The following is a 12,621-nucleotide window of genomic DNA, read 5'->3' as shown; positions in this document are numbered from 1 at the left end:
CGCTCACCGCATGTGTCAGTGGTTGACGGTGTACGCCAGCATCATCGACAACTGGCACATCGGCCGACCACTCTCAGCATGCCATTGATTGAACGCGCCCTGCACCGTCGCCAGATCGCGCAGGCTGGTGGGGGCCTTGTCGACGATTTTCTGCGCATTCAACGCCGCGACTACGTCGTCGCTGGGCACAAAAGTGTCCTTGCCGACCATGCGCAGAAAGCGCGGGGCCGATAGCCCACCCAACTGGTGGCCGTGCTTGCTCAAGTATTTCCACAGCCCAACGATGTCGGTCACCGGCCAATCGGCGATGAACACGCCGAAGCTGCCTTTTTCCTGAGTGATATCCAGGATCATCTGCGCATTACGCGGCACGCTCTTGAGCTTGCCCAGATGACGAATGATGCGGGTGTCCTGCATCAGGCGTTCCAGGTGCTCGGCGCCCATCAACACGACTTTTTCCGGATCGAAGCCAAAGAACACCTGCTCGAAGGCTGGCCATTTGGCATCTACCACGCTGTGCTTGAGCCCGGCCCGGAACACCCGCAGCGCCAGGGTCGACAGGTAGCGATCATCACTGATCTTGCGTAATTGCGCCGGGGTCTTGGGAGCCGGCAGATGGGCTTCCAGTTTGGCCGCCGAGCCGAAGCGGTTCAGACAATATTCGTGCAGCCACTTGTAATCGCGCATGCCCTCTCCTGGCAGTGGAATTGAAAACGGCGCCCGCAAGCGCCGTGTGTCAGAGCCTTGAAACGGCTCAGAGGTTCACCACATTAACGAAGCGCGACGCGGCGGTCTCGTCGATCTTCAGGCTGGTGAAGTCGAACAGGTTACGATCGGCCAACTGCGACGGGATCACATTCTGCAGGCTGCGGAAAATGCTTTCGGTACGTCCCGGGGTCTTGCGCTCCCAGTCCTGCAGCATCTCCTTGACCACCTGGCGTTGCAGGTTTTCCTGGGAGCCGCAGAGGTTGCACGGGATGATCGGGAATTGCTTGAAGTCGGAATAGGCCTGGATGTCTTTCTCATTGCAGTAGGCCAACGGACGAATCACCACGTTGCGCCCGTCATCGGCGCGCAGCTTGGGCGGCATGGCCTTGAGCGAACCATTGAAGAACATATTGAGGAAAAACGTCTCGACGATATCGTCGCGGTGATGCCCCAAGGCCATTTTGGTCGCGCCGATCTCATCGGCGAAGGTGTAGAGCGTGCCACGGCGCAGGCGCGAGCACAGCGAACAGGTGGTTTTGCCTTCCGGAATCAGTTCCTTGACCACCGAGTAGGTGTCTTTTTCGACGATGTGATACTCGATGCCCAACTCTTTCAGGTAGGCCGGCAGCACATGCTCGGGGAAGCCCGGTTGTTTCTGGTCCATGTTGACGGCAACGATCTCGAACTTGATCGGCGCGACCTTTTGCAGGTGCAGCAGCACGTCAAGCATGGTGTAGCTGTCTTTGCCTCCGGAGAGGCAGACCATCACCTTGTCGCCGTCCTCGATCATGTTGAAATCGGCGACCGCTTCACCGGCCAGGCGACGCAGGCGTTTTTGCAGTTTGTTCTGGTTGACCGTAAGAGTGCCCATGGCGCTTGGATCCGCTTGAGGTGTGTGACGAAAAGCGCAGCATTTTACCGGTATGCGCCAGCGAGTCCAATGCGCGCTTATATTGCTCCTTCTACAGAGCCTGCCGCGATTAAGCCCAATGTTTACAGTGCAATATGCTCTAAAGGCCTTACAGTTTTTCCGGTCATCCATTCCTATACTGCGACATAAGGTCGCGCACAAGCTATCCAGACCTTTCAGGCCAACTGGCCCGTGGGCGCTCCGTTGGGGGGCGATAGTAATAACGACAGGAGTGACTGGCATGATCCATCACGTCGTGGGGCTGTTTACCCATCCCGACCAGGAATGGCGGGAAATCCGTGGCGATAAAGAAGAAAGCATCGGCCACATGTACCTCACTCACACGCTGATCCTGGCGGCGATCCCCGCCCTATCGGCCTTTATCGGCACCACCCAGGTCGGCTGGGTCATCGGCAACCGCGCCCCCGTTATGCTGACCCAGGAAAGCGCATTGTGGATGACCATCATGTCCTACGCGGCGATGCTCGCCGGCGTGGCGGTGATGGGCGCCTTTATCCACTGGATGGCGCGCACCTATGACGCCAACCCCAGCATGGCGCGCTGTGTGGCCTTCGCCACTTATACCGCGACGCCGTTGTTTATCGGCGGGCTGGCGGCCTTGTACCCGCACATGTGGTTGGGCATGGTCGTGGGGACGGCGGCGATCTGCTACACGGTGTACCTGTTGTATGTCGGCGTGCCGACCTTTATGAGCATCGATCCGGATGAAGGCTTCCTGTTTTCCAGCTCCATACTGGCCGTAGGGCTGGTGGTGCTGGTGGCGATCATGGCGTTTACCGTGATTGTCTGGGGCCTGGGCGTTGGGCCGATCTACACCAACTGACGCACACCACCGCGCAGGCAGGGCCACCGCAAGGTGGCCTTGTGCGTCTGGCACGACCATTCGGCGCCTGACAGATTCGGAAACACCTGGTTTTACGGCATACTGGGCGTCTCTGGAGATAGATACAGCATGCCCGAGCAACTCAATACCCGCGTCGAAGAGTGTTTCCAGCTAGCCGAGTCCTTTTTCAAACGAAACTTCAAGCGTCCCCAAGTCAGCCTCAAGCTGCGCGGTCAAAAGGCCGGCGTCGCGCATTTGCACGAGAACCTGCTGCGCTTCAACCCCCAGCTTTACCAGGAAAACAGCCAACACTTCCTCAAGCAGACCGTGGCCCATGAAGTGGCCCACCTGATCGCCCACCAACTATTCGGCGAGCGCATCCAGCCCCATGGCGAAGAATGGCAATTGATCATGCGCGGCGTGTACGAACTGCCGCCGGACCGCTGCCATACCTACGCGGTGAAACGGCGCCAGGTAACGCGCTACATCTACCGTTGCCCGTGTGCCGACAGCGATTTTCCATTTTCCTCACAGCGTCACGGCCTAGTGCGTCAGGGGCGCAGGTATTTATGCCGGCGGTGTCGGCAGACACTGGTGTTTACCGGAGAAACTCGCGTGGAGTGATGGGGTCGGTGGTCATCGGGCGCTATCGAGGCAAGCGCCCATTTAGAGCAGAGCAACCGATTAAAATGTGGCAAGGGGCTTGCCCTACTAGCCCTAGGTATCACCAGTATTAACTGAAAGAACCGGCTCAAAAGGTGGGAGGGGGCTTGCCCTCGATAGCAGTGGGTCTGTCAGTTTATCTGCCACTGCCCCACCGCCATCGGGGGCAAGCCCCCTCCCACCTTTGATAGTTGAGGTTTTCACTGAAGATGGGTGCATACCCATGCACCGATAGCAGTGGGTCATTCAACCGACCACCTTGCTGCGCCGCAATTCGGCTATCCGCTGAACACTGAAACCCAGCTCCGCCAACACTTCATCGCTGTGTGCGCCCACGGCTACGCCAATGTGTCGAGGCGCCGGCAACCCTTCTGAAAACTTCAGCGGGCAGGCAATCTGCGCCTGGCTTGAGCCATCGCCTCTGGGTACTTGGCTGACCAACGCCCGCGCCTTTAGCTGCGGATGAGCCACGGCTTCACTGAGCGTCAGCACAGGCTCCACACACGCATCCAACCCGGCAAACAATTCACATAGCTCATCGAAACTGCGCTTCTCGAATTCCACCTGCAACGCCTGTTTAAGAACGCGTTGCTGCTCGGGCTTGAGGCTGTGCGCCGCCAACTCGTGCCGGCCCAAGGCTGCGCACAGAGCCTGCATGAAAGCAGGCTCCAGGCTACCCACCGACATCCAGCGCCCGTCCCGCGTGCGGTAGTAATCGTAGAAACTGCCGCCATTGAGCACCTGGCTTTCCCATTCCGGCTCCACACCGCACGCCAGATACCCCGCGCCAGCCATGGCATTGAGGCTGAACGAGCAGTCCGTCATGCTCACATCCAGGTATTGCCCCACCCCACTCTGCTGCCGCGCGATCACCGCCGCCAGCAAACCGACCACCGCGTGCAGAGAGCCGCCCCCCACGTCCGCAACTTGCACGCCCAGAGGTAACGGCCCGCTGTCCTGACGCCCGGTGTAACTGGCCACGCCGGCCAGTGCCAGGTAATTGATATCGTGGCCAGCGCGGTCCTTGTAGGGGCCGGTCTGGCCATAGCCGGTGATCGACACGTAGATCAACCGCGGGTTGATCGCCTTCAATGCCTCATACCCCAGCCCCAGGCGCTCCATCACGCCGGGGCGGAACTGTTCGAGCACAATGTCGTAATCCGCCACCAGCGTGCGCACGATCTCCAGCGCCTCGGCCTGCTTGAGGTCCAGCGCCAGGCTGCGTTTATTGCGATTGAGGTAAGCGTGGCTCGCCGAAGTGCCCCGGTCATGGGGCGGCAGCACGCGCAACAGGTCCGGACGCGTGGGCGACTCGATGCGTAGCACCTCGGCGCCCATGTCCGCCAACATCAATGAAGCAAACGGGCCGGGCAGCAAGGTGGAAAAATCCAGCACTTTAAGGGACGCCAAGGGACCGGACATAGGGACTCCTGTAGGGTTGCGAGTTCCCACAGCCTAGGCAGCCTGGCGCCTATCGGCAATCGTCAGAACGGTCAGCGACACTGACCGTTTTGATCACGGCGGGCTTTTTCGCGCAGTCGGCTTTATCATTGCCCCACGTTTGCTTGCCGAGTGTTCCATGAAGTTTGCGATTGCCTTGTTTTCCGCCGCCCATGCGCCTTCTTCGCGCCGTGCCCTGCTGTTTGCCCAGGCTGCGCTCGCCGGCGGGCATGAGATTGTGCGGCTGTTTTTCTATCAGGACGGCGTTTACAGCGCGGCCAATAGCATCGTCGCCCCCCAGGATGAGCAGGACATCGCGCGCCAGTGGCGTGAGTTTGTCAGCCAGCATCAGCTCGATGGCGTGGTGTGCATCGCCGCTGCCCTGCGCCGAGGCGTGCTCAATGCCGAAGAGGCCACGCGCTATCAACGCAGCGCGGTGAACCTGGAGGCCCCCTGGGCCCTCTCGGGCCTTGGCCAACTGCACGACGCTGCCCAGGCCGCCGACCGCCTGATCTGCTTTGGAGGGCCGTGACATGTCCAAATCCCTATTGGTGATCAGCCGCCAGGCGCCCTGGTCTGGGCCCAGCGCGCGGGAAGCGCTGGACATCGTACTGGCCGGCGGAGCCTTCGATTTGCCGATCGGCCTGCTGTTTATGGACGACGGCGTGTTTCAACTGGCGCCCGGCCAGGACGCCAAAGCCGTTCAGCAAAAAGACCTAAGTGCCAACCTGCAGGCCCTAGGGCTGTTTGGCATCGACGACGTGTTCGCCTGTAGCCACAGTCTCACGGAACGTGGGCTCACCCCACCCGCCAGCGCGCAGCCTGTGGACAGCGCTGCGATTTCCCAATTGATTGACCGTTACGATCAGGTGATAACCCTCTGATGTCGACTCTCCATGTGGTTTCCCACTCGCCCTTTACCGATAGTCGCCTGGCCAGTTGCCTAAGGGTATGCGGCGCCAAGGACGCAATCCTGCTGTGCGGTGACGGCGCCTACGCCCTGCACAACCCGGCGCTGCACAGTCAAGGCGTGAAAGTCTTTGTGCTGGCCGAAGACAGCCAGGCGCGCAACCTGCCAGTGCCGGACTGGGCCAGCAGCGTGGATTATTCGGGGTTCGTGCAGTTGTCGATCGATTACGACAAGGTCAATACCTGGCTATGAATACGCTCACCGTCGGTTCGCGCAGCCTGGAACTGGACAAGGACGGCTACCTGGTCGACCTGAATGACTGGTCCGTCGAAGTCGCCAACGCCCTGGCCGCCGCCGAGGCCTTGGAACTGACGCCGGACCACTGGCAGGTCCTCAACCTGCTGCGCGAGTTCTACGCCCAATTCCAACTGTCCCCGGCCACGCGCCCGCTGATCAAATACACCGCCTTGAAGCTGGGCCCCGAAAAGGGCAACAGCCTGCACCTCAACAAACTGTTCAACGGCACTCCCGCCAAACTCGCCGCCAAGCTGGCGGGCCTGCCCAGGCCGACGAATTGCTTATGACCGACTTTGCCCCGCTGACCCTGCAAACCCCTGCCGAGCACCCCTTTGCGCAGTTCGTACGCATCCTGGGCAAAGGCAAGCGCGGTGCGCGCAACCTCACCCGTGAAGAAGCCCGCGAGGCGATGGGCATGTTGCTCGACGAAAAAGTCGAGGACACCCAACTCGGCGCATTTCTGATGCTGCTGCGGCATAAGGAGGAAAGCCCGGAAGAGCTCGCCGGCTTTACCGAGGCGGTACGCGAGCGTCTCAACGCCCCGGCGCTGAACGTCGATATCGACTGGCCCAGCTATGCCGGTAAAAAGCGCCACCTGCCGTGGTTCCTGCTGGCCGCCAAGTGCCTGGCACAAAATGGCGTGCGTATCCTGATGCACGGCGGCGGCGCGCACACCGCCGGGCGCCTGTACACCGAGCAATTACTGCACGGCTTGCAGATTCCGCTGTGCCGCGACTGGCAGCAGGTGGAGGCCGCGTTTGCCCAAGGCAACCTGGCGTTTATTCCGCTGGGCGATTGGGCGCCGCAGCTGCAGCGCATGATCGACCTGCGCAACACCCTGGGCCTGCGCTCGCCGATCCACTCCCTGGCGCGCCTGCTCAACCCGCTGAACGCTCGGTGCGGTCTGCAAAGCATTTTCCACCCCGGTTACCAAGGCGTGCACCGCGATGCCAGCGGCCTGCTGGGCGACACGGTGATCGTGGTCAAGGGCGATGGCGGCGAGATCGAAATCAACCCCGATACCCTCAGCCATCTCTACGGCACCACCGGCGGCCAGAGCTGGGACGAAGAATGGCCCGCGCTGTCCGTCCAACGCCACGTCAAGCCGGCAACCCTGGAGCCTGAACACCTCAAAGCCGTATGGCGCGGCGATGTCGAGGACAGCTATCCGCAACTGGCGCTGATCGCCACCATGGCACTGGCGCTGCGCGGCCTTGGGCACCCCCGCGAACAGGCGTTTGCGATGGCGGAGGCTTACTGGCAAACGCGGGATAGATCGATTTAATCGATAAGTGACCCGCAGTCTTTGCGCTTTTAAATCGAACCCTGATCTTTAGACTGGGCTCCAACGCTTATTAGTCGAGGAGCCAGTCATGGGTTTGCTGATCGAAGGACACTGGAAAGACCAATGGTACGAAAGTAGCGCGGATGGCGCTTTCCAGCGCGAACAGGCGCAACGCCGCAACTGGGTCACCGCCGACGGCCAGCCTGGCCCCAGTGGCGAGGGCGGCTTCAAGGCCGAAGCCGGGCGCTATCACCTCTACGTTTCCCTGGCCTGCCCGTGGGCACATCGCACGTTGATCCTGCGCAAGCTCAAGGGCCTGGAAAGCCTGATCGACGTGTCGGTGGTCAGCTGGCTGATGCTGGAAAACGGCTGGACCTTCGATAAGGCCACAGGCTCAACTGGTGATCGACTCGACGACTTTGCCTACATGCACCAACGCTACACCGCCGACACGTCCGACTACACTGGACGCGTTACCGTACCGGTGCTGTGGGACAAGCAACTCCAGCGTATCGTCAGCAACGAATCGGCGGAGATCATCCGCATGTTCAACAGCGCGTTCAACGGGCTGACTGGCAACGCCCTGGACTTCTACCCTGAGCCGTTGCGCCCGACCATCGACGCACTGAACGCGCGGATCTATCCGGCGGTCAACAACGGCGTGTATCGCGCGGGCTTCGCCACCTCGCAGCAAGCCTATGAAAGTGCTTTCGACGATGTATTTGCCGAGCTGGATCACTTGGAACGGCATCTGGGCGAGCATCGCTACCTGGCCGGGGAATACCTGACCGAAGCCGATGTGCGGCTGTTCACTACGCTGATTCGTTTTGATGCGGTGTATTACAGCCACTTCAAATGCAATCTGCGGCGCATTGCCGATTACGCGAACCTGTCCAATTGGCTGAGGGAAATGTATCAGTGGCCTGGCGTGGCCGAGACGGTGGATTTCGAACACATCAAAGGGCACTACTACGCCAGCCACCGCACCATCAACCCAACGGGGATTGTGCCGAAAGGACCATTGCAGACGTTCGATACCGTGCACGATCGGCGGCGGTTGAGCGGAAAAGGGGTGTGGAGCTGATCCAACAGCCTGGCTGACTGCCAGGCCGCATCGGGGGCAAGACCCCTTCCAAAGGGTGGTGGCGCTTTAGTTTCAGACTTGAGACTGGGCGCCTTCGAACCACTTCAATTTCTCACGCAATAACACCACTTCACCGACAATCACCAGGGTTGGGGCATGCACTTCATGCTCGGCCACCATGCGCGGCAAATCCGCCAGGGTGCCGGTGAACACGCGCTGGTTGGACGTGGTGCCCTGCTGGATCAGCGCGGCCGGGGTATCTGGGGCGCGACCATGCTGAATCAGCTGTTCGCAGATGATCGGCAAGCCAATCAAGCCCATATAGAACACCAGCGTCTGCGAAGGCCCGACCAGATCTTGCCAGGGCAGGTCCGAGGTGCCGTCTTTCAAATGCCCTGTGATAAAACGCACGGACTGTGCATAGTCACGATGGGTCAACGGGATACCGGCATACGCCGCACAACCGCTGGCTGCGGTAATACCCGGCACGACTTGGAACGGAATGCCATGGGCGGCCAGCTCCTCGATTTCTTCGCCACCACGACCAAAGATGAACGGATCGCCACCTTTAAGGCGCAGCACGCGCTTACCCTGCTTGGCCAGGTTCACCAGTTGCTGGTTGATCTGGTCCTGGGGCACCGCGTGTTCGGCGCGACGCTTGCCGACATACACACGCTCGGCATCGCGGCGGCACAACTCCAGAATCGCCGGAGCGACCAGACGGTCATACAGCACCACGTCGGCCTGCTGCATCAGGCGCAGCGCGCGGAATGTGAGCAAATCGGGGTCACCCGGACCGGCACCCACCAGGTAAACCTCACCCGGCGCGTGAGGCGGCGCTCCGTTGACCTTCGCCACCAACAGGCGCTCGGCCTCATCGCCCTGCCCCGCCAGTTGTCGGTCAGCAATCGGGCCTTGAAATACCTCTTCCCAGAATGCGCGACGTTGCTGCACATCCGGATACAGGCTTTTGACCTGGGCCCTGAACCGTGCGGCCAACCCGGCTAACTGGCCATAGGTGGACGGAATCCAGGTTTCCAGCTTGGCCCGGATCAAGCGCGCCAGCACCGGCGCGTCGCCGCCGCTGGATACCGCGATCACCAGCGGCGAACGGTCGACGATGGCAGGGAAAATCACGCTGCATAAGGCCGGCGCATCCACCACGTTGACCGGCACGCACCGACGCTTGGCATCGCTGGACACTTGCGCATTCAGCGGCTCATCGTCCGTCGCGGCGATGATCAGGGTGCAGCCGTCCAGATCCGCCTCCTGATAACCGCGCAAAATCAGCTCCCCGCCGCTGCCCCGTACCAACTCACGCAACTGGTCTTCGATCTGAGGCGCAACCACTCGCAGCACGGCACCGGCGTCCGCCAGCAGCCGGGATTTGCGCAAGGCAATCTCCCCGCCCCCGACCACCAGCACGCGGCTGCCGCGCAGGTTATGAAACAGCGGCAGAAATTCCATTTAGCGGATGACCTCAACGCCCGCCATGTACGGCTTGAGCACCTCTGGTACACGGATCGAACCGTCGGCTTGCTGGTAGTTTTCCAGTACGGCCACCAGCGTACGGCCTACGGCCAGGCCCGAACCGTTGAGGGTGTGCACCAGTTCCGGCTTGCCGGTCTCCGGGTTACGGAAACGCGCCTGCATGCGACGGGCCTGGAAATCACCGCAGTTGGAGCACGAGGAAATCTCGCGGTACTTGTCCTGGCTGGGCACCCACACTTCGAGGTCGTAGGTTTTTACCGCGCTGAAGCCCATGTCGCCAGTGCACAGCGCCAGTACGCGATACGGCAGCTCCAGCAGTTGCAGGACGCGCTCGGCGTTGGCGGTCAGGCCTTCCAGGGCTTCCATCGACGTGGACGGCTCGACCACCTGCACCATCTCGACTTTGTCGAACTGGTGCTGGCGGATCATGCCGCGGGTGTCGCGGCCCGATGCGCCGGCTTCGCTACGGAAGCACGGCGTGTGGGCGACGAACTTGATCGGCAGTTGCTTGGCGTCGAGAATCTCGCCGGCGACGATATTGGTCAGCGACACTTCAGCGGTCGGAATCAGATAGAAATCGGCCTCGCCGTCGCGGCTGATCTTGAACAGCTCTTCCTCGAACTTCGGCAGCTGGCCGGTGCCCTGCAGCGCTGGCGCCTGAACCAGGTAAGGCGTGTAGGCTTCTTCGTAGCCGTGCTCACCGGTGTGCAGATTGATCATGAACTGCGCCAGGGCGCGATGCAGGCGCGCGATCGGGCCACGCAGCAAGGCAAAGCGCGCGCCGGACAGCTTGGCGGCGGTCTCGAAATCCAGGCCACCGCTCAATTCGCCCAGGGCGACGTGGTCTTTGATCGGGAAATCAAAGGCTTTCGGCGTGCCCCAGCGGCGCACTTCGACGTTGCCGTCTTCGTCTTCGCCGACAGGTACGGAGGCGTCCGGCAGGTTGGGGATGCCCAGCAGGATCTGATCCAGCTCGGACTGAATCTTGTCCAGTTCGGCCTTGCCGTCGGACAGCTCGGTGCCCATGCGCTCGACGTCCGCCATCAACGGCGCGATGTCTTCACCGCGCTGCTTGGCCTGACCGATGGATTTGGAACGCGCATTCCGCTCAGCCTGCAGTGCTTCGGTGCGGGTCTGGACGGTCTTGCGCTGTTCTTCCAGCGCTTCGATGCGCGCGACATCCAGGGCAAAGCCACGGGAAGCCAGGCGGTCCGCTACGTCCTGAAGGTTGCTACGTAACAGTTTGGAATCGAGCATGTCGGTCTCTCGTTTATCAAAGTTTGGTCAGGGACAGGCCAGCCCAGGTGGCGAGCAGCCCGCCGAACACGCTGATGCCCAGGTACCCGAAGGCGACAAGGGCCTGCCCGCTTTCCAGCAAGCGCAGCGTATCCAGTGAAAAGGATGAAAAGGTCGTCAGACCACCTACAAAGCCGACAATCAAGCCAGCACGAATCTCAATCGGCACTTCCGGGCGCAACAGGAACCAGCCGTACAACAGCCCGATAATCAAACAGCCCACCAGGTTGACCGCCAAGGTCGCCGCATAAAAATGCTTCGGCCAATTGGCGCTGACCCAGGTGCCGGTGGCGAAACGCAATAATGTACCAGCGATGCCGGCCACGGACACGGCAAGAATTGTCTTGAGCACTACTTTCTCCGCTGTTTGGGGCTGAGGCGATCGAGTTGCGCGAGGTGGTTGAGCTTTTCGCCGATCTTCAGCTCCAGGCCGCGCGGCACTGGCTGATAGAACGGCTGGGGCTCCAGGGCGTCGGGAAAGTAGTCTTCGCCGGCAGCGTAGGCGTCCGGCTCATCGTGGGCATAACGGTATTCGTCACCGTAGCCCAGTTGTTTCATCAGCTTGGTCGGCGCATTGCGCAGGTGCAGCGGCACTTCCAGGGAGCCGTACTCGGCGGCCGCGCGCAGGGCGGACTTGAAGCCCATATACACCGCATTGCTTTTTGGCGCGCAGGCCAGGTAGGTGATGGCCTGGGCCACCGCCAATTCGCCTTCCGGGCTGCCGAGGCGCTCCTGCACATCCCAGGCCGCCAGGCACAGGCTCAAAGCCCGCGGGTCGGCGTTGCCGATGTCTTCGCTGGCCATGCGTACCACGCGGCGGGCCAGGTACAGGGGGTCGCAGCCACCGTCGATCATGCGCGCGAACCAATACAACGCACCGTCCGGGTTGGAGCCGCGCACGGATTTGTGCAACGCCGAAATCTGGTCGTAAAACGCTTCGCCGCCCTTGTCGAAACGCCGGCGTGTGTCACCGAGCAGGCTTTGCAACAGGTCGACACCGATTTCGCTGCCGTCTTCGGCCAGGTCCGAGGCGTTTTCCAGCAGATTGAGAAAGCGGCGGCCGTCGCCGTCTGCGGCCGTGAGCAAAATCTTGAAGGCTTCGTCGCCCACGCTCAGACGACGCTTGCCCAGCCCCTTGTCTTCGCTCAAGGCGCGATGCAGCAGCTTTTGCATCGCCGCTTCATCGAGGCTTTTGAGTACGTAGACTCGCGCCCGCGACAGCAACGCGTTGTTGAGCTCAAATGAGGGGTTTTCGGTGGTGGCACCGATAAAAATCAGCGTGCCGTCTTCGACATACGGCAAAAACGCATCTTGCTGCGACTTGTTGAAGCGGTGCACTTCATCGACGAACAAAATGGTGCGCTTGCCATACTGACCGGCCTGCTGCTTGGCCACTTCAACGGCCTGGCGGATTTCCTTGACCCCGGCGAGCACCGCCGAGACCGTTTCGAAATGCGCATCCGAGACCTTCGCCAACAGGCGCGCCAGGGTGGTCTTGCCCACGCCTGGCGGCCCCCAGAAGATCATCGAGTGCAGCGCCCCCTGCTCCAGGGCTTCGCGCAGGGGCTTGCCGCGAGCGAGCAGGTGTTCTTGACCGACGTACTCATCCAGGTTGGTCGAGCGCAGGCGCGCGGCCAAGGGCTGGGCAATCGGGTCACTTCGAAACAAATCCATGGGCAGCGTTTGAAACCTC

The 12,621-nt window shown here is 61.2% G+C and carries 15 protein-coding genes; 8 read left to right on the top strand and 7 right to left on the bottom strand.

Annotated features, from left to right (window positions below; genetic code table 11):
- Positions 1 to 15 precede the first annotated feature (15 nt).
- Positions 16 to 687: a DNA-3-methyladenine glycosylase I gene (locus YA0848_RS09985; protein WP_169903542.1), complete on the bottom strand. Its 672-nt coding sequence runs from the start codon at positions 685 to 687 to the stop codon at positions 16 to 18.
- Positions 688 to 754: 67 nt separating this feature from the next.
- Positions 755 to 1,579, bottom strand: coding sequence for a tRNA 2-thiocytidine(32) synthetase TtcA (gene ttcA, locus YA0848_RS09980; protein WP_034098636.1), 825 nt, complete (start codon positions 1,577 to 1,579; stop codon positions 755 to 757).
- Positions 1,580 to 1,859: 280 nt separating this feature from the next.
- Between ttcA and YA0848_RS09975 the strand changes: the two genes are divergently transcribed.
- Positions 1,860 to 2,462: a Yip1 family protein gene (locus YA0848_RS09975; protein WP_034098638.1), complete on the top strand. Its 603-nt coding sequence runs from the start codon at positions 1,860 to 1,862 to the stop codon at positions 2,460 to 2,462.
- Positions 2,463 to 2,591: 129 nt separating this feature from the next.
- Positions 2,592 to 3,086 (top strand): SprT family zinc-dependent metalloprotease, encoded by a 495-nt coding sequence (locus YA0848_RS09970; protein ID WP_034114164.1) that lies wholly within the window; start codon positions 2,592 to 2,594, stop codon positions 3,084 to 3,086.
- 285 nt (positions 3,087 to 3,371) lie between these two features.
- Here YA0848_RS09970 and YA0848_RS09965 read toward each other — a convergent pair whose 3' ends face one another.
- Complete coding sequence (locus YA0848_RS09965) at positions 3,372 to 4,547, bottom strand: CaiB/BaiF CoA transferase family protein (protein WP_169903543.1); 1,176 nt, start codon at positions 4,545 to 4,547, stop codon at positions 3,372 to 3,374.
- Between the two features lie 157 nt (positions 4,548 to 4,704).
- Between YA0848_RS09965 and tusD the strand changes: the two genes are divergently transcribed.
- The 6 genes from tusD (at position 4,705) to YA0848_RS09935 (ending at position 8,141) form a co-directional block, all read left to right on the top strand.
- Positions 4,705 to 5,097 (top strand): sulfurtransferase complex subunit TusD, encoded by a 393-nt coding sequence (gene tusD / locus YA0848_RS09960; RefSeq protein WP_034098644.1) that lies wholly within the window; start codon positions 4,705 to 4,707, stop codon positions 5,095 to 5,097.
- A 1-nt stretch (position 5,098) separates the two neighbouring features.
- Entirely contained in the window at positions 5,099 to 5,449 is a 351-nt protein-coding gene (tusC, locus tag YA0848_RS09955) for a sulfurtransferase complex subunit TusC (protein ID WP_034114169.1), read from the top strand.
- A complete protein-coding gene (gene tusB / locus YA0848_RS09950) occupies positions 5,449 to 5,727 on the top strand; it encodes a sulfurtransferase complex subunit TusB (RefSeq protein WP_169903544.1) in 279 nt (92 codons plus the stop codon). Before tusC ends, tusB begins: the two co-directional genes overlap by 1 nt.
- Positions 5,724 to 6,059: a TusE/DsrC/DsvC family sulfur relay protein gene (locus YA0848_RS09945; RefSeq protein WP_040268693.1), complete on the top strand. Its 336-nt coding sequence runs from the start codon at positions 5,724 to 5,726 to the stop codon at positions 6,057 to 6,059. Before tusB ends, YA0848_RS09945 begins: the two co-directional genes overlap by 4 nt.
- A 14-nt stretch (positions 6,060 to 6,073) precedes the next feature.
- Positions 6,074 to 7,057, top strand: coding sequence for a glycosyl transferase family protein (locus YA0848_RS09940; protein ID WP_169903559.1), 984 nt, complete (start codon positions 6,074 to 6,076; stop codon positions 7,055 to 7,057).
- Between the two features lie 88 nt (positions 7,058 to 7,145).
- On the top strand, positions 7,146 to 8,141 hold the full coding sequence (locus YA0848_RS09935) for a glutathione S-transferase family protein (RefSeq protein WP_169903545.1): 996 nt from the start codon (positions 7,146 to 7,148) through the stop codon (positions 8,139 to 8,141).
- Positions 8,142 to 8,213: 72 nt separating this feature from the next.
- On the opposite strand, the gene cysG is transcribed toward YA0848_RS09935, so the two are convergent.
- Genes cysG through YA0848_RS09915 form a run of 4 tightly spaced genes read right to left on the bottom strand, consistent with a single transcriptional unit; the run spans position 8,214 to position 12,602 of the window.
- Positions 8,214 to 9,608 (bottom strand): siroheme synthase CysG, encoded by a 1,395-nt coding sequence (cysG, locus tag YA0848_RS09930; RefSeq protein ID WP_034098656.1) that lies wholly within the window; start codon positions 9,606 to 9,608, stop codon positions 8,214 to 8,216.
- Positions 9,609 to 10,889 (bottom strand): serine--tRNA ligase, encoded by a 1,281-nt coding sequence (serS, locus tag YA0848_RS09925; protein ID WP_034098658.1) that lies wholly within the window; start codon positions 10,887 to 10,889, stop codon positions 9,609 to 9,611.
- A 16-nt stretch (positions 10,890 to 10,905) separates the two neighbouring features.
- The gene (gene crcB, locus YA0848_RS09920) at positions 10,906 to 11,280 is read right to left on the bottom strand and encodes a fluoride efflux transporter CrcB (RefSeq protein ID WP_034098661.1); all 375 of its coding nucleotides are present in this window, start codon (positions 11,278 to 11,280) and stop codon (positions 10,906 to 10,908) included.
- Positions 11,280 to 12,602 (bottom strand): replication-associated recombination protein A, encoded by a 1,323-nt coding sequence (locus YA0848_RS09915; protein ID WP_034098663.1) that lies wholly within the window; start codon positions 12,600 to 12,602, stop codon positions 11,280 to 11,282. The genes crcB and YA0848_RS09915 overlap by 1 nt, the downstream gene beginning before the upstream one ends.
- Positions 12,603 to 12,621 lie beyond the last annotated feature (19 nt).

It is taken from the genome of Pseudomonas sp. S4_EA_1b, from assembly GCF_016307435.1.
Lineage (GTDB): Bacteria > Pseudomonadota > Gammaproteobacteria > Pseudomonadales > Pseudomonadaceae > Aquipseudomonas > Aquipseudomonas rhodesiae.
The sequence above is the reverse complement of the archived record's forward strand: the minus strand, read 5'-3'. Positions and strand labels throughout refer to the sequence as shown.

Excerpts from the sequence above, each read along its gene's own strand:
- tusC (WP_034114169.1), top strand. The coding sequence starts at position 5,099 with ATGTCCAAATCCCTATTGGTGATCAGCCGCCAGGCGCCCTGGTCTGGG.
- cysG (WP_034098656.1), bottom strand. The coding sequence starts at position 9,608 with ATGGAATTTCTGCCGCTGTTTCATAACCTGCGCGGCAGCCGCGTGCTG.
- YA0848_RS09985 (WP_169903542.1), bottom strand. The coding sequence starts at position 687 with ATGCGCGATTACAAGTGGCTGCACGAATATTGTCTGAACCGCTTCGGC.
- YA0848_RS09975 (WP_034098638.1), top strand. The coding sequence starts at position 1,860 with ATGATCCATCACGTCGTGGGGCTGTTTACCCATCCCGACCAGGAATGG.
- YA0848_RS09915 (WP_034098663.1), bottom strand. The coding sequence starts at position 12,602 with ATGGATTTGTTTCGAAGTGACCCGATTGCCCAGCCCTTGGCCGCGCGC.
- ttcA (WP_034098636.1), bottom strand. The coding sequence starts at position 1,579 with ATGGGCACTCTTACGGTCAACCAGAACAAACTGCAAAAACGCCTGCGT.
- tusD (WP_034098644.1), top strand. The coding sequence starts at position 4,705 with ATGAAGTTTGCGATTGCCTTGTTTTCCGCCGCCCATGCGCCTTCTTCG.
- YA0848_RS09945 (WP_040268693.1), top strand. The coding sequence starts at position 5,724 with ATGAATACGCTCACCGTCGGTTCGCGCAGCCTGGAACTGGACAAGGAC.
- YA0848_RS09935 (WP_169903545.1), top strand. The coding sequence starts at position 7,146 with ATGGGTTTGCTGATCGAAGGACACTGGAAAGACCAATGGTACGAAAGT.
- YA0848_RS09965 (WP_169903543.1), bottom strand. The coding sequence starts at position 4,547 with ATGTCCGGTCCCTTGGCGTCCCTTAAAGTGCTGGATTTTTCCACCTTG.
- YA0848_RS09970 (WP_034114164.1), top strand. The coding sequence starts at position 2,592 with ATGCCCGAGCAACTCAATACCCGCGTCGAAGAGTGTTTCCAGCTAGCC.
- serS (WP_034098658.1), bottom strand. The coding sequence starts at position 10,889 with ATGCTCGATTCCAAACTGTTACGTAGCAACCTTCAGGACGTAGCGGAC.
- tusB (WP_169903544.1), top strand. The coding sequence starts at position 5,449 with ATGTCGACTCTCCATGTGGTTTCCCACTCGCCCTTTACCGATAGTCGC.